Genomic DNA, 17,355 nt, shown 5'->3' on the forward strand with positions numbered 1-17,355 from the left:
CAATTATCACTAGACATTAAATACATAAATCCTATTCCCCATTTTCATTTTTTAATTCATAAATGAATCAATAACCACCTAATAACAAATCATATTATACACCTTTGTTCGCTATTTTTCTAAGGTTTAAAAAATATTTTTAGGTAAGCCTAAAAATAGATGTAATAAAAACGCCTCCTCAGATATTTATATATCTATGAAGACGTTTAAATACATTATAGATGGTCTGGTTCTGGGTGAACGTATACTGAGGAAATACCTTTTTTGTGCAAATGATGTTCGACATTGTCACAAATTTGATGCGCTTCTACTAAGGAAAGGTTAGCATCTACAACAATTGTGACATCAATAAACACACTACTTCCATGGTAACGCCCTTTAATACTTTTAACTTCTTGTACTTCATCAACTTCTAAAATATCATTGCGATACGCTTCTAATTCAGTTTCATTGAAACCATCACTCAACATAAAAATTGCTTCTTTAAAAATACCAAAACCAGTATAAACGATTAGTAAGCCTAGTAATGTTGCTAAAATAATATCGACAATTGGGAAACCGATTTGCGTAAAAATTAATCCTATCGCTGTTCCAATGCTGACTAAACTATCTGATAAATTATCTTTGGCAGCCGAATTTAAAGAACTACTTTTCGTTCTTTTCGCTAGTCTTTGATTGACTGCAAATACAATCAACATTACAAGACCACTGATTAAGCTGACGATAATTGTTATTGCGTTAGGTACAACGTCATCTTCTTTGAACAAACGAGGTGCATTTTGAATAACTACTTGGATACCTACAAACATAATGACAAATGACACCAATAATGAAGAAATATTTTCAGACTTCAAATGGCCATAAGGATGATTTCGATCGGCAGGTTTAATTGAAATTTTCAATCCAATAATAACAGCTAAAGAAACGATAATATCTGTCATATTGTTTAATGCGTCGGCTCTTACAGCTGCAGAGTTAAAGACAAAACCCGTGACATACTTAACAATAGATAAGATTATATATACAATTAAACTCAAATAAGCACCGCGTTGCGCCAATTTAAGATTTTCATTATGAGACATGCGTTGAACCACCTTGAATTAGTATAGTAACAATATTATGAATGATTCATTTTAATTTTACAACGTTTTTAATTTTTATAAATTTTTATAAAATTAAACTAATTTATTCATTCGCAACCCCTAAAAATAATTTTTAGCCTTTCTTCAAATTTATTTGTTAGAAAGGCTTATGCATTAGTAGCGATGCTATCTAATGCGTTCCTTTATTTTCTGCGAATTTTATGAGCTAGAAAGGCTTATGCAGTTGACGTTTTACGTCCAACTGCGTTCCTTCGTCTTCTTCAAATTTATTTGTTAGAAAGGCACCCAACTCTCCCTGTTTGTTAACTTTCGTCTCGAAAGTTTCTATGTTGGGACCCAATGCATTAGTAGCGAAGCTATCTAATGCGTTCCTTTATTTTCTGCGAATTTTATGAGCTAGAAAGCCGCCCAACTCTTCCTGTTTGTGAACTTTCGCCTCGAAAGTTTCTATGTTGGGACCCTATGCATTAGTTGCGAAGCTATCTAATGTCGTGACCTAATTATATAGAAGAAAAAGTGCATCAGTGACAAATTAAATGAGATTTCTACTCTACCAAACTCTCTTCGAAAGACAATTTCCTCCTCTATTTATTAGCAAACTATTGCATTTCTCCATATAGTACTTCCTTACTTAAAATACGCTGAATGTTCTGAATTAAACGCTTTTTTACATAGTTAACACTAGTTAATCTATTAGTTAACATTAGTTAATAATTAGTTAATTTCCATTTGTATTCTCATGTGATAAATTCTAAAAGCATACAATAAATTTAATATGTAAAAAGAAAGGGAATACACATGAAAAATAAATATATCTCGAAGTTGCTAGTTGGGGCAGCAACAATTACTTTAGCTACAATGATTTCAAATGGGGAAGCAAAAGCGAGTGAAAACACGCAACAAACTTCAACTAAGCACCAAACAACTCAAAACAACTACGTAACAGATCAACAAAAAGCTTTTTATCAAGTATTACATCTAAAAGGTATCACAGAAGAACAACGTAACCAATACATCAAAACATTACGCGAACACCCAGAACGTGCACAAGAAGTATTCTCTGAATCACTTAAAGACAGCAAGAACCCAGACCGACGTGTTGCACAACAAAACGCTTTTTACAATGTTCTTAAAAATGATAACTTAACTGAACAAGAAAAAAATAATTACATTGCACAAATTAAAGAAAACCCTGATAGAAGCCAACAAGTTTGGGTAGAATCAGTACAATCTTCTAAAGCTAAAGAACGTCAAAATATTGAAAATGCGGATAAAGCAATTAAAGATTTCCAAGATAACAAAGCACCACACGATAAATCAGCAGCATATGAAGCTAACTCAAAATTACCTAAAGATTTACGCGATAAAAATAACCGCTTTGTAGAAAAAGTTTCAATTGAAAAAGCAATCGTTCGTCATGATGAGCGTGTGAAATCAGCAAATGATGCAATCTCAAAATTAAATGAAAAAGATTCAATTGAAAACAGACGTTTAGCACAACGTGAAGTTAACAAAGCACCTATGGATGTAAAAGAGCATTTACAGAAACAATTAGACGCATTAGTAGCTCAAAAAGATGCTGAAAAGAAAGTGGCGCCAAAAGTTGAGGCTCCTCAAATTCAATCACCACAAATTGAAAAACCTAAAGCAGAATCACCAAAAGTTGAAGTCCCTCAAATCCAATCACCAAAAGTTGAGGTTCCTCAATCTAAATTATTAGGTTACTACCAATCATTAAAAGATTCATTTAACTATGGTTACAAGTATTTAACAGATACTTATAAAAGCTATAAAGAAAAATATGATACAGCAAAGTACTACTATAATACGTACTATAAATACAAAGGTGCGATTGATCAAACAGTATTAACAGTACTAGGTAGTGGTTCTAAATCTTACATCCAACCATTGAAAGTTGATGATAAAAACGGCTACTTAGCTAAATCATATGCACAAGTAAGAAACTATGTAACTGAGTCAATCAATACTGGTAAAGTATTATATACTTTCTACCAAAACCCAACATTAGTAAAAACAGCTATTAAAGCTCAAGAAACTGCATCATCAATCAAAAATACATTAAGTAATTTATTATCATTCTGGAAATAATCAATCAAAAATATCTTCTCTAGTTTTACATCATTTTTTAAATAATTTTCGTAATAAACCGTGATTAAAAAGAACCGCTGATTCTCAATCGAATCTGTGGTTCTTTTTTTATTTTCCATCAATTAAATGTTTCTTCGCTATTTGTCAGTCCACTTCTTTACCTGCAACTTGTTAAATAATCCTTACATCGTTAACGAATAGTTCATCATTTAGTTGAATCAGCTCAACTTTATTAACTTCAAATTTTCACAAACTATTGCGAAATCCATTCCTCTTCCACTACAAGCACCATAATTAAACAACAATTCAATAGAATAAGACTTGCAAAACATAGTTATGTCGCTATATAAACGCCTGCGACCAATAAATCTTTTAAACATAACATAATGCAAAAACATCATTTAACAATGCTAAAAATGTCTCTTCAATACATGTTGATAGTAATTAACTTTTAACGAACAGTTAATTCGAAAACGCTTACAAATGGATTATTATATATATGAACTTAAAATTAAATAGAAAGAAAGTGATTTCTATGATTAAAAATAAAATATTAACAGCAACTTTAGCAGTTGGTTTAATAGCCCCTTTAGCCAATCCATTTATAGAAATTTCTAAAGCAGAAAATAAGATAGAAGATATCGGTCAAGGTGCAGAAATCATCAAAAGAACACAAGACATTACTAGCAAACGATTAGCTATAACTCAAAACATTCAATTTGATTTTGTAAAAGATAAAAAATATAACAAAGATGCCCTAGTTGTTAAGATGCAAGGCTTCATCAGCTCTAGAACAACATATTCAGACTTAAAAAAATATCCATATATTAAAAGAATGATATGGCCATTTCAATATAATATCAGTTTGAAAACGAAAGACTCTAATGTTGATTTAATCAATTATCTTCCTAAAAATAAAATTGATTCAGCAGATGTTAGTCAGAAATTAGGCTATAATATCGGCGGAAACTTCCAATCAGCGCCATCAATCGGAGGCAGTGGCTCATTCAACTACTCTAAAACAATTAGTTATAATCAAAAAAACTATGTTACTGAAGTAGAAAGTCAGAACTCTAAAGGTGTTAAATGGGGAGTGAAAGCAAATTCATTCGTTACACCGAATGGTCAAGTATCTGCATATGATCAATACTTATTTGCACAAGACCCAACTGGTCCAGCAGCAAGAGACTATTTCGTCCCAGATAATCAATTACCTCCTTTAATTCAAAGTGGCTTTAATCCATCATTTATTACAACATTGTCACACGAAAGAGGTAAAGGTGATAAAAGCGAGTTTGAAATCACTTACGGCAGAAACATGGATGCTACATATGCTTACGTGACAAGACATCGTTTAGCCGTTGATAGAAAACATGATGCTTTTAAAAACCGAAACGTTACAGTTAAATATGAAGTGAACTGGAAAACACATGAAGTAAAAATTAAAAGCATCACACCTAAGTAAACAGTTCAATCATTTTAAAAAATCCTGGGACACTTCATACTTGTCTCAGGATTTTTTAACATATTGAATCAGCCTCATAACATTAAATTAATTTATCGTACATTAAATTTAATAATAACAACTGATTTTTATAAGAACAAAGTATCGCACCAGAGTAGATACACAAATAATACAAATGAATCCATTTAAGTTGAAAGCTTAAATAAATATTCTCAAGTTAATAAATAATTAACTTTTAGATGGATTCATCAAAAATCGTAAAAAGAACAATTTGTATTTTACAAACATTAATTAAAAATAAAAGCAAGACATTCGTGCAATCGGTTACCTTAAATTGTTTACAACTGTCAACAATACCAAGGTTTTATTAACTATATTTCTCACAAAATTAGCTTTTAGCATTCCAAACAAAAAAGGTTAAATTGAACGGAATTATGGCATTTTTAACTTAATTGTAAAAAAAGTTGATAATGGTCAATTGTTAATGAACAGTTAATTATAATAACGTCCAAAATATATTATTATTTAATTAAGTTAAATAAAATTATAGAAAGAAAGTGAAACTTATGCTTAAAAATAAAATATTAGCTACAACTTTATCTGTGAGCTTACTTGCCCCTCTTGCCAATCCGTTATTAGAAAATGCTAAAGCTGCCAACGATACTGAAGACATCGGTAAAGGAAGCGATATAGAAATTATCAAAAGGACAGAAGATAAAACAAGTAATAAATGGGGCGTGACTCAAAATATTCAATTTGATTTTGTGAAGGATAAAAAATATAACAAAGATGCTCTGATATTAAAGATGCAAGGATTCATTAGCTCTAGAACAACATATTACAACTATAAAAAAACTAATCATGTTAAAGCTATGCGATGGCCATTCCAATATAATATTGGTTTAAAAACAAATGATAAATATGTTTCTTTAATTAATTATTTACCTAAAAATAAAATTGAATCTACAAACGTGAGTCAGACATTAGGATACAATATCGGTGGTAATTTCCAATCAGCCCCATCACTCGGTGGTAATGGATCATTTAACTATTCTAAATCGATTAGCTATACACAACAAAATTATGTAAGTGAAGTAGAACAACAAAACTCAAAAAGTGTTTTATGGGGCGTCAAAGCGAATTCATTCGCCACTGAATCAGGTCAAAAATCAGCATTTGATAGCGATTTATTTGTAGGCTACAAACCTCATAGTAAAGATCCTAGAGATTATTTCGTTCCAGACAGTGAGTTACCTCCTCTTGTACAAAGTGGATTTAACCCTTCATTTATCGCCACAGTATCTCATGAAAAAGGTTCAAGCGATACAAGCGAATTTGAAATTACTTACGGAAGAAACATGGATGTCACTCATGCCATTAAAAGATCAACGCATTATGGCAACAGTTATTTAGACGGACATAGAGTCCATAATGCATTCGTAAATAGAAACTATACTGTTAAATACGAGGTCAATTGGAAGACTCATGAAATCAAGGTGAAAGGACAGAATTGATATGAAAATGAATAAATTAGTCAAATCATCCGTTGCTACATCTATGGCATTATTATTACTTTCTGGTACTGCTAATGCTGAAGGTAAAATAACACCAGTCAGCGTAAAAAAAGTCGATGACAAAGTTACTTTATACAAAACAACAGCCACAGCAGATTCTGATAAGTTTAAAATTTCACAGATTTTAACATTTAATTTCATCAAAGATAAAAGTTATGATAAAGATACTTTAGTACTTAAAGCTACTGGGAATATTAACTCAGGCTTTGTGAAACCTAATCCTAATGACTATGACTTTTCAAAATTATATTGGGGAGCTAAATACAATGTATCTATAAGCTCACAATCTAATGATTCAGTAAACGTCGTTGATTATGCACCAAAAAATCAAAATGAAGAGTTTCAAGTTCAAAATACTTTAGGCTATACATTTGGTGGTGACATTAGTATCTCTAATGGTTTATCTGGTGGACTTAATGGAAATACAGCTTTTTCTGAAACAATTAATTATAAACAAGAAAGTTACAGAACAACATTAAGTCGCAACACAAATTATAAAAATGTTGGCTGGGGAGTTGAAGCACATAAAATTATGAATAATGGTTGGGGACCTTATGGAAGAGATAGCTTCCACCCAACATATGGTAATGAACTCTTCTTAGCTGGCAGACAAAGCAGTGCATACGCTGGCCAAAACTTCATAGCGCAACACCAAATGCCATTATTATCTAGAAGTAACTTCAATCCAGAATTTTTAAGCGTACTATCACACAGACAAGATGGCGCTAAAAAATCTAAAATTACAGTAACTTATCAACGTGAAATGGATTTATACCAAATTCGTTGGAATGGCTTCTACTGGGCAGGCGCAAATTATAAAAACTTTAAAACTAGAACATTTAAATCAACATATGAAATTGATTGGGAAAATCACAAAGTGAAATTGTTAGATACAAAAGAAACTGAAAACAATAAATAGCTAGTAAAACACGGTCGCCAACAGTAATTGTGACGACCGTGTTTTGATTTATTATCTTAGTAAGACTGCCATTCTTTTTCTCAATGTGAGATATAAAGGAATAGCTACAATTAAAGTGAATATTACGCCTGGAATCGCGTTTAACAACACTACCCACACAGGTAAATTTAAAATAATAGATAATAGTAGCCTAGATACCAAACTGCCTAATACACTTGATAAAACTAATGATAGTACATTTATTTTCAATAAATAAACAACTGCAATAGCTATAACTCTAAATATAATAGAAATAATCACATTAATTGGATTAAATACGCCAAATATCAGTAATAATACGCTTGATAAAAGCCCACCTAAAAAGTACTTTTTAATTCCAAAGAAAGCTAATATCAATAATGCTGCCGGTGCAGATAATTGAAAATCTAATCCTGGTATAATGGACGGTATTTTCAAAACTGCCAAAATGGTTAAAATCGCAGCAATGACACTAATTTGAGTAATATCTTTTGATGTCATACTAAAACCCCTATACCGTTTCATAAACAACTTGCTTCGGTGTGCTTTCTAAAAATGATATGTAATGATTTAAATCAATACAATCGTCCACAAATATTATTCTGCCTCCATATCTCGTATTAACTGGTTTAATATCAAATAATCGATGGTAACCAATTTTAGCAGCGGCAAAATAACCTGTCGTATACGTTAAGTCATCGGACACGCAAAGTTCTCCTTTGACATACGGATGCGCATTGATACAACTAGCAATTGCTAAGGCATCAGTCACTCTTTCATTAAGATCACCTTTATTATTTATATCTTCAAACGAAAAATGTGTTGCCCTAATCCCCCTTTGTCCAAATGAATCTAAACGTTTACCAGATATAGCAGATAGAATAATAGCTCCTGTATAAACCGTTTCATTTTTAATATATGTCATCCCTTGATTTAGCGCTTGTTCAGTGACACCACATTCTTGTGTTAAATGTTGGAGATTTGCTTTATCATCCTCAATAATTTGTAATGCTTTTATTTGTTGAATCGGTTCCATAATTTTTTGTATTTTTATATTGAGAAAATCCGGTTGCCCATTTTCATGAAAAAAACCTTTATTATAAAACCTTTGTACCGTCTGTTCTATTTTGTCAAACTCACAAATCGTTTCAGCACCACTAATATGAACATCTTGATTGCTAGAACGCATTTTTATACTATACATGACGATCACCTCAATCTTCTTGATGCAAAATTTCAAACAACCTATCTATATCTTGTTCAGTATGAAAATACGACAATGATATTCTTAACATTGGCTTAGTCACAGTTGGATACCTTAAATAACTTGTAAACACATGATGCTTTAATAATGTTTGATGAATGTTCTCAGCCGCTTCTATGTCATCAAACTCAATAAACTTAATCGGCGAGTTTGAACTATTATAATTAACATTGAGTGCTTTTAACTTTTGGTTAAAATATTTACTCAAACTATTTAATTTAGTGCGTCTATCATCAGCATTTATTAACTTTTCAATGTTTCTTTTTATAAAATACAAATTATAAATTGGCAAACTACTTGAGTAGATGAGTGGTCTACCGTGATTAATTAACATATCCTTCACATCATTTGAACTTAAAATCACACCCCCGTATGCACCACATGCTTTAGATAAACTAGAAGTGAGTATATCTACACCTTGATAATTCGAGTAATTCTCTATTCCAAAACTATGTGAAACATCGAGTATCAGTGTTGCGTTATATTTATGCTTTAATGAGACTAATTGACCAATATCCACAACGTCGCCATTCGTTGAAAATACACTATCAGATATGATTATTTTTGGTATATTTTGATTAGGGTATTTCTCTAACCTTTTTTCTAAATCAGCAATATCTAAATGCTTATATATCACTTTTTCTAAACCACTTAACTTAATACCGTCAATAATACTCGCATGATTTTCTTGATCTGAAAACACGACACAATTTGTATTTTTGAAAATATTAAACAACGCCAAATTAGCATCATAACCACTATTTAAGATAGTACATGCACTATATCCGAGCCAACCTGCTAACATTGTTTCAATTTCTTCATAAGCTGTCGAACTTCCACTAATTAATCTTGAACTTGATAAGTGATAACTATACTTCCGCATAAATCTTTCGAAATCATCCTTATCAAACGCTATTTGACCTAATCCTAAATAATCATTAGATGTATAGTTCGTACATCTCTTATTTTCTACTTCAATATACTGTCTATCTATATACCCTACCGATTTAAGCGACCGATATAACCCTTTCTGTTGTAATAAATCAATTTGCTCTTGAAACATCATTCTTGTTTTCCTTATTTTCACAAGTGTCATAATCAATTTCAAAGCCCAAATCATTAATCATATCGTAGTCTAATTGGTTCGGTTGCCCACCAGTAATTAGATAATCACCGACAAATATTGAATTCGCCGCTTTTAATGCTAATGGCTGTAACGAACGTAAGTTGACCTCTCTTCCTCCAGCAATACGAATTTCTTTCGTAGGATTGATTAATCGGAATAATGCTACGATTCTTAAACATTTCATTGGTGTTAAATCATCCATGCTTCCAAACTTTGTGCCTTTGATTGGATGCAAAAAATTAATCGGAATACTGTCGGCATCCATTTCTTTTAAAGCAAATGCCATATCAACAATATCTTGATTAGATTCTCCCATACCACAAATCACGCCAGAACATGGTGATATATTATTCGCTTTCATTAGTTCTATCGTATCTGTTCTATCTTTATAACTATGCGTTGTCACGACGTTATCATGGTAATTTTCACTTGTATTAATATTGTGGTTATATCTGTCTACACCAGCTGACTTAAGTTTCTTAGCTTGTTCGTCATTCGTTAATCCTAAACATGCACAGATTTTTAGTTGCGGGTGTTGAGATTTAATCGTTCTTACAGTATTACTAATATGATCAACTTCTTTATCGCTCGGTCCTCTACCACTCATAACAATACAATATGTTCCAATATGATTATCATGTGCCACCTTTGCTCCATCGATAATTTGTTCCTCTGGAATTAAAGCATATCGCTGTTTTTGTTTAATATCTCGTGATTGTCCACAGTACCCACAATTCTCAGGACATATACCACTTTTAGCATTTAAAATCATGTTTAATTTTACTTTTTTACCAAAATAATGTTTTCTTAAAATGTACGCCTCATTTAATAAATCTAAGGTATCAATATTAGTATCCTCATAAATTTTCAATACAGTCTCTTTTGTTAATTGTTCCCCTTGTAATATGCGTTTAGCCAAATTCATATTAACACTTCCTATCTAAAATGTTATGTACTGCCTTTTTAAAAATACGTACCATCGTTTTCACTTCTTTATTTGACATACTTAACACTGGCACAAACGTAATGACATTTTCTAAATTTCTAATCATTAGCCCGTTTTCTTTACATTTACGTACAATACGTTCAACTTTTTCAATTTCTAACGGCGTTTTACTATCTTTATCTGTAACTAATTCAACTCCAAACATTAAGCCTCGTCCTCTTACATCACCAACATTTCGATGACGCTTCAGCGCATGTAACTGTTTCTCAAGTGTTGATGATGTCGTTTCAATATGTGACAATAACTTACGTTTTTCATAAAGTCTTATATTTTCTAATGCAACCGTACAAACGATTTGATTTCCGGTGTATGTATGACCATGGAAAAAGGTATTAACACCATGCGAATCACTTAAAAATGTATTGTATATTTTTTGAGATGTCAATGTAGCTGCAAGTGGTAAGTAGCCACCAGTAATCGCCTTACCTAAACACATAATATCCGGTTGAACATCTTCATGGTTGCATGCAAACATCTTTCCAGTTCTCCCAAAACCAACTGCTACCTCATCACAAATTAATAAGACATCGTATTTTTTGCACAATTTCTCGACTTCTTTCAAAAAGCCTTTAGGATGAACAAACAAGCCTGTCGCACCTTGAATCAACGGTTCCAATATAAACCCTGCGATTTCATCATTTCTTTCAATTAGAATTTGCTCTATATTCGTTAAAATAGCTGTCATAATTTCATTTTCAGTATCGTAATTACTGCGATAGAAAGATGGGCTTTCTACTTGAATATTCTCAAATATTAAGTCTTTAAATATTTTATGAAAGGTCTTGATACCACCAACACTTACAGCACCAATCGTATCCCCATGATAACCGTGATTTAGCGTTATAAACTTGTTTTTCTTGGCATATTTTTCTCTATCAATATTTTTCCAATACTGATATGCCATCTTTATTGCGATTTCAACAGACGCACTGCCTGTATCAGAATAAAATACTTTTCTTAGATTACTTGGCGTGATTTCGATTAATTTTTCCGCAAGTTCTATTGACGGAATATTTGATGATCCTAGCAGCGTAGAATGGGCAATTTTATTGAGTTGCTTTTTAATTACCTTATTCAAGTATTTGTTATTATGACCATGCACATTGACCCACAACGATGCATAACCATCTAAATATTTATTGCCATTCGTATCGTAAAGGTAACTACCCTTTCCTTTTTCAATGATGATTGCTTCTTCTTTGCTATATACACCCATTTGTGTAAATGGATGCCAAACATATTCTGAGTCTTTTTGTTTAAGTTGTTGTGTGTAATTCATTTTTAACTCCTATTAATTGTTTTAAAAATGCTTCTGAGAAATTTTCATACGTGGCATGTTCTTCAAATGTATAGACTGTTTTATTTGTTAATTTTCCAATCGTAATTTGATTGTCTTTTTCAATATAGCTGTCTGTATAGCGATTCATTATTAAAAAATTACTCGCCGATACATTCTTATTAACATAATCTTGGTGAACAACGGCATCGCTAATAGCACCTAATTTTGATGGCAACACACTGATGACACAATCTGCACAATCATTGATTAGATCTTTAGTCATGTAGAAATCATCTGTACCTTCATATATTGGTACGGCAATTCCCCCAGCACCCTCAATTAAGATAAAATCAAATTCCTTATCTAAAACTTTTACCTTATCTAATACACGCTGCTTATTTAGAAAAATTTGATCTGTCATTTTAAATGCAAGGTGTGGTGATACAGGTTGCTTAAAAGTATAAAGTGACGTTATGTCATAGCTTAAATCACATTCATTTTTAAATACTTCTAAATCTGGAAATGTCCCGTCTTGGCGTTCCTCAGTTTGAAATGGTTTAAAAACACAAACACGATGACCACGTGTTTTCAAAGCATGGTATAAATGCTTTGTAACATAGGTTTTGCCTACATCAGTATTCGTACTTGTAATAAAAATCCTCATAAAAAATAAGCACCTCAATCCGAATGTAAACTTTTATAATTAATAAGTTTACATTTAAGGCGCATGTTTTTCAAGAAAACATGAATTTAAACTTCTCAGTATAACTATAATTTTTGGCAAAATTTTGACCTTGCTATTGAAATGACTAAGGCTTCTTACGAAATTTGGGCAGATATAAACAGCGATTCGTTAAAATATGTCAGTTAAAATTAATAATTGCATTATTTCTTAACAAAAAGACATCCTAGCTTTACCATGTTGTGAAACAATCCATTAATTGTAATATTACGTTGAGCGCCTTGTTCATCAATGCTATAATTAGTTACATAATAAATTGAACATCTAAATATACCAAATCCCCTCACTATTGCCCTAGTGAGGGGATTTATTTTGCTGTTGATTATCTATCACCCTTTTTATTTCCAAATTCTGATTCCATATTAAACTATTATTTATAATTTCCAGCCTGCTGATTTACTTTTTATTCTTATAAAGTCTTGATACATTCCTGGTTTTCGAATTAATTCATCATGACTACCTTTTTGAATTATTTCACCTTCATTGAGCACTATAATCTGATCTGCATTTTTAATAGTTTCAAGTTTATGTGCAATTGTAATTACTGTTTTGCCTTTACTTAATTCATTAATTGCCGTTTGAATCAGCTGTTCATTTTCAGGGTCAATACTTGCAGTTGCTTCATCTAAAATAATTATTGGTGCATCTTTTAATATCGCCCTAGCAATAGAAATCCTTTGCTTTTCTCCGCCAGATAAATTACTACCTTTTTCATTTAGCATTGTTTGATATCCCTCAGGTAATGACATGATGAAGTCGTGGCAACATGCTTGCTTCGCTGCACGAATAATTTCTTCTTTCGTTGCACCTGGATTGCCAAACAATATGTTATTTTCAATCGTATCATTAAATAAATACACCTTTTGAAATACTGCACTAATTTTCGACATTAACGTACTTAATGTCATATCTTTAATATCAACACCATCGATGCGAATATTTCCATCATCGATATCATAAAAGCGCAAGAGTAAGTGACATAATGTAGATTTCCCACTTCCTGAAGGTCCAATTATTGCTGTTGATGTTTGTGTAGGTATCTCAAAATTCACATTCTTTATCACTTGTTTATCATCATATGAAAAGTTCACGTTTTGAAAAGCGATATTTTCATTTTTAATCGTCAAATTTTTTCCATTCTCATCCAGTTCTGGAGCATTTTTTATCTTTTCAATATCATCTATCGTCATATCTATCATTTCAAGTACGTGTGCAGCACTATTAATATTTTCAACACTATCAAATATCACAAATGAAAAAATTGAAATCATAATAAGGGTAGGTAAATCAATACTATGATTCATATATAATAAGCATGCAACTAATACAATCATTATTGAAACAACTTTTAAACTAAGTAAATGCAATAAATTGAATGGGATATATTGCATTTCTATTTTTGTATTTATACGTTTACTTTCATTGACTGCTTGGTTAAAACTTTTAAGACTCGTATTTTCTTTCGCGAATGATTTTATTACTTGAATACCACGAATAACCTCCAATACCTTTTCCACTAATTGGTTTTGTACATTATGATACGCTGGCGCATTTTGTCGACTCTTTCTTTCTAATAATTGAATCGCAAAAAATGATAGTAATACGCCAATGCATGCTAATAATGATACTTGCCACGAAACTACAAGTAGAGACAATATGAGTACTGTAATTAATATGTATCCATTAACAACAATATCTACCATTTTCATGGCAAAGTTTTCTAGAAATGTTAAATCTGTTGTTACTATTGTTGTTAACTCATTTGAATGATGCGAATTAAAATAACCTAACCTTACATTTTTCAATTTATCCCCTATATCTAAACGTTCTTTCGCACTCATTTCATAAGCGATGCTCTCATGGCTTTTGCTTTTGAAATATGCTGTAATAAATCGTCCAATCACTAATAAAACCATGATAATTACAACATTCAATATATCTTTCATATAAATAGGTTTATGAGATAGCACATTATTAAATATTTTTGCAGCTAAAAAGATAGGTAACGCAATAAAAATAGCATTTAAAAATGACATGCTAAATCCTAAAATCATTCTTGCTTTATATGGTCTTATCCAGTTTAAAATTTTAAATGTAATTTGAAACATATTTGACCTCCTTTTCTCATTAGTTTAATTATGTCCAGTATTGATTCCCCAATCTTTTGTATGCATGTGCGTATCCCACATTTTCTTATAATTACCGTTTAATTTTAGCAATAAGTGATGTGACCCTTTTTCTAAAATTTGTTGTTTACCTAAAACAATAATTTGATCTGCATGTTGAATCGTAGATAACCGATGTGCAATAACAATCAATGTTTTATCCTGCGTCAACACATTTAATGCTTCTTGAATTTTTTGTTCGTTGTCTGGATCAACGTAAGCAGTCGCTTCATCTAATACAATGATAGGCGCATCTTTTAATATCATTCTTGCAATAGTGACTCGTTGTTTTTCACCACCAGACAATTTATCTCCCACTGTACCAACATTCGTATCATATCCATCTGGCAACTTTTCAATAAATTCATGACATTGTGCTAACTTGGCAGCTTTTTCAACTGCCTCATCCGTAGCTTCTGGATTGCCAAGTTTAATATTTTCTTTAAAAGTAAGATTTAATAAAAAGTTATCTTGTCCAACAAAACCAACTAAATCGTTAAGTTGTTTCGATTCAATATCTTTTATATTTATACCGCCAATCGTAATTTCACCTGAAGTCACATCCCAGTATCGTGATATAAGCTTGGCAATGGTTGACTTACCGCTACCAGAAGCCCCGACGATAGCTGTGAAATTATTTTCTGGTACTGTAAATGATAAATGCTTAAAGACCAGATCGTCCTTATCTTTGTTATATGAAAATCCAACATTATTAAAAGCAATTTCATAATGTTGAGGCTTCTTAAATTTTGTTGACAATACTAACTCTTCTAGACTTAATATTTGATTCACTTCAGTTAATGCGTATTGTATAGACTTTAAATGATTTACATAATTAGTAAAATTCTTAATCGGTGCTACTACACCTAAAGATAATACGATGCATAGGAAAAATTCCGCATAGTTTAATTGGTTGATAGATATCAAATACATGCCGACCGGTAAAATCCCTAAAAATGTTGAAGGTAATACACTAGCTCCTAAATTCATATACCCCCATGTATTTTTAAACCAATTCAAAGTGTGAATCTTATAATTATCTACTGCATCTTTATATTTTTTATATGAACTTTGAGATTGATTAAATGTTTTAATCACTTCAATGCCTTCGATAAACTCTACAATCGCGCTATTCATATAATTATTTGATTTCATTTGTTCAGCATATGTCTCATTAAATCCAGACATAACTTTTTTAAAAGCGAAAATTGAAATTGGTATCGTTACTAATAAGGCACTAGCCATACGCCAATCAATGAGCATTATGTATAAAAAGATAGCAGCTGACAAAAGTAAGTTTCCTATAACTTCAGGAATCATATGTGCTAAAGGTAATTCTATTGTTTCAACCTTATCGACAAATATATTTTTTAATTCACCTATTTTCTTAGATTCCACTACGCCTAAAGGGAGGCGCATTAATTTTTGAGCTAATTTTTTACGAATTTCAGATAAAATTTCATATGCCGTAATATGTGATAGCATCGTTGACGCTCCAAAACAACACACTTGTGAAATATAAGTGATTAAAGCAATAAAGATATAAACCATAATCGAATTAATCGTATATGCATTGTTAATCATCATTAAAATAATTTTAAAGACTGCCCAATATGGAACTAATCCAGAAAAGACACTGATGATAGACAACAAAATTGATAACATAATTTTCCATTTACTATCAGAAGCAAATCCGCTGAGTATCTTTATCCAATTTGTCTGATTGTTCATCGTATATGCAACTCCTTTCAATTAATAATCTAAATTAAGCCGCTTATATTATTTATTTCACTGGATGATATACATAATATAAATTTGTCATTTGTTAAAAATTAATACTTATTACAAGTACATCATATATTAGTTGATAACGATTATCAATGTCGCGTGGATTTGTGACACATTTCTTTTAAAAATTCACAAGGTTATGGGGCAGAAATGATAAAGAGCCACTAATGATTTATTATGTAATGATTCTTTATCCTTAGCCACAGCTAATATGTACTTAAAAATAGGAATACATGAGTAAAACTCTATGTTGGGGCTCCGCCAACTTGCACATTATTGTAAGCTGACTTTCCGCCAGCTACTGTGTTGGGGCCCCGCCAACTTGCATTGTCTGTAGAAACTGTGGATCCAAATTCTCTATGTTGGGTCCCTGAGTATAGCCTTGTAGAGTCTAGTACATTGATTTGTATCCCAATGTCCCTATAATTGATTATTCGCTTTATCTAATGATCCTATGACTCAACTATTAAATCATTTTTCGAAATACTTAATTCTAATATAATTAAATTCATTTATTGTAATATTGCAAAATACATTGCACACCTTGTTTATCAATGCTATAATTAATTACATAATAAATTGAACATCTAAATACACCAAATCCCCTCACTACTGCCATAGTGAGGGGATTTATTTAGGTGTTGGTTATTTGTCACCTTTTTTATTGTTGCGCGTTCGTAACCAATGTGCAAAAAACGCAACAAGACAGCCGCTTAAAGCTGAAGTCATGATGTTAATTAATAAATTGAACATCCATCATACACCTCCTCTCTGCGTTAAAGTAACGCCCGAGATGT

16 protein-coding genes are annotated in these 17,355 nt (G+C 31.5%); 4 read left to right on the forward strand and 12 right to left on the reverse strand.

The features are described 5' to 3' along the window. Positions 1 to 215: 215 nt before the first annotated feature. Together NSS86_RS11025 and NSS86_RS11030 are read right to left on the reverse strand one after the other, a co-directional pair. Positions 216 to 1,082: a cation diffusion facilitator family transporter gene (locus tag NSS86_RS11025; RefSeq protein ID WP_000019127.1), complete on the reverse strand. Its 867-nt coding sequence runs from the start codon at positions 1,080 to 1,082 to the stop codon at positions 216 to 218. A gap of 620 nt (positions 1,083 to 1,702) precedes the next feature. After that, positions 1,703 to 1,807 (reverse strand): hypothetical protein, encoded by a 105-nt coding sequence (locus NSS86_RS11030; RefSeq protein WP_001789935.1) that lies wholly within the window; start codon positions 1,805 to 1,807, stop codon positions 1,703 to 1,705. A gap of 94 nt (positions 1,808 to 1,901) precedes the next feature. Here NSS86_RS11030 and sbi point away from each other — a divergent pair, with 94 nt between their 5' ends. From sbi to hlgB, 4 genes are all read left to right on the forward strand, one after another. Then, the gene (gene sbi / locus NSS86_RS11035) at positions 1,902 to 3,212 is read left to right on the forward strand and encodes an immunoglobulin-binding protein Sbi (RefSeq protein ID WP_000792559.1); all 1,311 of its coding nucleotides are present in this window, start codon (positions 1,902 to 1,904) and stop codon (positions 3,210 to 3,212) included. A 535-nt stretch (positions 3,213 to 3,747) separates the two neighbouring features. Continuing rightward, entirely contained in the window at positions 3,748 to 4,677 is a 930-nt protein-coding gene (gene hlgA / locus NSS86_RS11040) for a bi-component gamma-hemolysin HlgAB subunit A (protein ID WP_000594519.1), read from the forward strand. A 566-nt stretch (positions 4,678 to 5,243) separates the two neighbouring features. After that, a complete protein-coding gene (gene hlgC, locus NSS86_RS11045) occupies positions 5,244 to 6,191 on the forward strand; it encodes a bi-component gamma-hemolysin HlgCB subunit C (protein WP_000916704.1) in 948 nt (315 codons plus the stop codon). Position 6,192: 1 nt separating this feature from the next. Further along, positions 6,193 to 7,170 (forward strand): bi-component gamma-hemolysin HlgAB/HlgCB subunit B, encoded by a 978-nt coding sequence (gene hlgB, locus NSS86_RS11050; RefSeq protein ID WP_000783428.1) that lies wholly within the window; start codon positions 6,193 to 6,195, stop codon positions 7,168 to 7,170. Positions 7,171 to 7,221: 51 nt separating this feature from the next. Here hlgB and NSS86_RS11055 read toward each other — a convergent pair whose 3' ends face one another. The 10 genes from NSS86_RS11055 to NSS86_RS11100 form a co-directional block, all read right to left on the reverse strand. Further along, positions 7,222 to 7,689: a QueT transporter family protein gene (locus tag NSS86_RS11055; RefSeq protein ID WP_000200956.1), complete on the reverse strand. Its 468-nt coding sequence runs from the start codon at positions 7,687 to 7,689 to the stop codon at positions 7,222 to 7,224. A 10-nt stretch (positions 7,690 to 7,699) separates the two neighbouring features. Continuing rightward, positions 7,700 to 8,392, reverse strand: a complete 693-nt coding sequence (locus NSS86_RS11060) for a 6-carboxyhexanoate--CoA ligase (protein ID WP_000286875.1) — start codon at positions 8,390 to 8,392, stop codon at positions 7,700 to 7,702. A gap of 10 nt (positions 8,393 to 8,402) precedes the next feature. Further along, positions 8,403 to 9,518 carry a pyridoxal phosphate-dependent aminotransferase family protein gene (locus NSS86_RS11065; RefSeq protein ID WP_000971550.1) on the reverse strand — a complete coding sequence of 372 codons (1,116 nt, stop codon included), beginning with the start codon at positions 9,516 to 9,518 and terminating at the stop codon, positions 8,403 to 8,405. Further along, complete coding sequence (bioB, locus tag NSS86_RS11070) at positions 9,496 to 10,503, reverse strand: biotin synthase BioB (protein ID WP_001046645.1); 1,008 nt, start codon at positions 10,501 to 10,503, stop codon at positions 9,496 to 9,498. The genes NSS86_RS11065 and bioB overlap by 23 nt, the downstream gene beginning before the upstream one ends. 1 nt (position 10,504) lies before the next feature. Continuing rightward, positions 10,505 to 11,863 carry an adenosylmethionine--8-amino-7-oxononanoate transaminase gene (gene bioA / locus NSS86_RS11075; RefSeq protein WP_001110061.1) on the reverse strand — a complete coding sequence of 453 codons (1,359 nt, stop codon included), beginning with the start codon at positions 11,861 to 11,863 and terminating at the stop codon, positions 10,505 to 10,507. Next, positions 11,841 to 12,527: a dethiobiotin synthase gene (gene bioD, locus NSS86_RS11080; RefSeq protein WP_001217926.1), complete on the reverse strand. Its 687-nt coding sequence runs from the start codon at positions 12,525 to 12,527 to the stop codon at positions 11,841 to 11,843. Before bioD ends, bioA begins: the two co-directional genes overlap by 23 nt. A gap of 54 nt (positions 12,528 to 12,581) precedes the next feature. Beyond that, the gene (locus NSS86_RS11085; protein ID WP_223197975.1) at positions 12,582 to 12,713 is read right to left on the reverse strand and encodes a hypothetical protein; all 132 of its coding nucleotides are present in this window, start codon (positions 12,711 to 12,713) and stop codon (positions 12,582 to 12,584) included. Positions 12,714 to 12,979: 266 nt separating this feature from the next. Continuing rightward, entirely contained in the window at positions 12,980 to 14,713 is a 1,734-nt protein-coding gene (locus tag NSS86_RS11090; RefSeq protein ID WP_000486487.1) for an ABC transporter ATP-binding protein, read from the reverse strand. A 24-nt stretch (positions 14,714 to 14,737) separates the two neighbouring features. After that, positions 14,738 to 16,501, reverse strand: a complete 1,764-nt coding sequence (locus NSS86_RS11095) for an ABC transporter ATP-binding protein (protein ID WP_001064825.1) — start codon at positions 16,499 to 16,501, stop codon at positions 14,738 to 14,740. 702 nt (positions 16,502 to 17,203) lie between these two features. Further along, positions 17,204 to 17,311 (reverse strand): type I toxin-antitoxin system Fst family toxin, encoded by a 108-nt coding sequence (locus NSS86_RS11100; RefSeq protein ID WP_000482652.1) that lies wholly within the window; start codon positions 17,309 to 17,311, stop codon positions 17,204 to 17,206. Positions 17,312 to 17,355 lie beyond the last annotated feature (44 nt).

Source organism: Staphylococcus sp. FSL W8-0056, assembly GCF_037963075.1.
Classification (GTDB): Bacteria; Bacillota; Bacilli; order Staphylococcales; family Staphylococcaceae; genus Staphylococcus; species Staphylococcus aureus.

Coding starts and splice junctions, on each gene's coding strand:
- NSS86_RS11025 (WP_000019127.1), bottom strand. CDS start 1,082: ATGTCTCATAATGAAAATCTTAAATTGGCGCAACGCGGTGCTTATTTG.
- NSS86_RS11030 (WP_001789935.1), bottom strand. CDS start 1,807: ATGTTAACTAATAGATTAACTAGTGTTAACTATGTAAAAAAGCGTTTA.
- sbi (WP_000792559.1), top strand. CDS start 1,902: ATGAAAAATAAATATATCTCGAAGTTGCTAGTTGGGGCAGCAACAATT.
- hlgA (WP_000594519.1), top strand. CDS start 3,748: ATGATTAAAAATAAAATATTAACAGCAACTTTAGCAGTTGGTTTAATA.
- hlgC (WP_000916704.1), top strand. CDS start 5,244: ATGCTTAAAAATAAAATATTAGCTACAACTTTATCTGTGAGCTTACTT.
- hlgB (WP_000783428.1), top strand. CDS start 6,193: ATGAAAATGAATAAATTAGTCAAATCATCCGTTGCTACATCTATGGCA.
- NSS86_RS11055 (WP_000200956.1), bottom strand. CDS start 7,689: ATGACATCAAAAGATATTACTCAAATTAGTGTCATTGCTGCGATTTTA.
- NSS86_RS11060 (WP_000286875.1), bottom strand. CDS start 8,392: ATGTATAGTATAAAAATGCGTTCTAGCAATCAAGATGTTCATATTAGT.
- NSS86_RS11065 (WP_000971550.1), bottom strand. CDS start 9,518: ATGATGTTTCAAGAGCAAATTGATTTATTACAACAGAAAGGGTTATAT.
- bioB (WP_001046645.1), bottom strand. CDS start 10,503: ATGAATTTGGCTAAACGCATATTACAAGGGGAACAATTAACAAAAGAG.
- bioA (WP_001110061.1), bottom strand. CDS start 11,863: ATGAATTACACACAACAACTTAAACAAAAAGACTCAGAATATGTTTGG.
- bioD (WP_001217926.1), bottom strand. CDS start 12,527: ATGAGGATTTTTATTACAAGTACGAATACTGATGTAGGCAAAACCTAT.
- NSS86_RS11090 (WP_000486487.1), bottom strand. CDS start 14,713: ATGTTTCAAATTACATTTAAAATTTTAAACTGGATAAGACCATATAAA.
- NSS86_RS11095 (WP_001064825.1), bottom strand. CDS start 16,501: ATGAACAATCAGACAAATTGGATAAAGATACTCAGCGGATTTGCTTCT.
- NSS86_RS11100 (WP_000482652.1), bottom strand. CDS start 17,311: ATGTTCAATTTATTAATTAACATCATGACTTCAGCTTTAAGCGGCTGT.